At 51.4% G+C, this 634-nt stretch carries 1 protein-coding gene; it reads right to left on the reverse strand.

Annotated elements, in window-relative coordinates:
* Positions 1-87 precede the first annotated feature (87 nt).
* Positions 88-348 (reverse strand): hypothetical protein, encoded by a 261-nt coding sequence (locus FIL88_RS16805; RefSeq protein WP_185961015.1) that lies wholly within the window; start codon positions 346-348, stop codon positions 88-90.
* Positions 349-634: the final 286 nt, after the last annotated feature.

Raw genomic sequence — 634 nt, forward strand, 5'->3', positions numbered from 1 at the left:
GCTTTATCTGCAGATCCCCAATCAGCAGGCTCAGGAACATAGTAACCAGCGCTTCTTTTTTAAGCGGCACCCAGATCTAAAGTCGAGTTAACAGTCCCCAGTGAAATTATAGTATAGGGCCCGCAGAACTTCATTGCCTGTTTCAGATTGCGCGATCAAGCACGGATCCCATTCGTGATAATAGATGAACTCTCCGCCTCCAAATTCCAGGAGGTCATACAGAATAGACTTTTGCACCTTCGGACGCCCGAAGTAATCTTTGATGCCTTTTGAGACTGTAGCGACGTCGGCATCCTCGAACTCCAAGCTTAGATGGCCGTTCGACAGTGTAAGTAACCTAAACGCCATAAGGCATATTCCTATCCGCAACTCTGGCTCATTAGCGCCTTCGCAAATGCAGCGTAAACTCAGATGTGCTTTCGCACAACTTCCCCAGCCGCCACTTCGCCCCTCTGCTATACCTCCGACGACGAAGTGGACTGCCCCATGGCCCGTATCGTCACCAGCCTGTGCGATTTCCCCACGGATCACGACACACTGCTCGTCGTCATACGGACTGTGCACTTAACGGGATCACAGCGCCGCAAGAAAACCTAGATCAGCTTTCTGAAAGCCCGTAACGCCAATGCGCAGC

Source organism: Aliiroseovarius halocynthiae (assembly GCF_007004645.1).
GTDB classification, from domain to species: domain Bacteria; phylum Pseudomonadota; class Alphaproteobacteria; order Rhodobacterales; family Rhodobacteraceae; genus Aliiroseovarius; species Aliiroseovarius halocynthiae.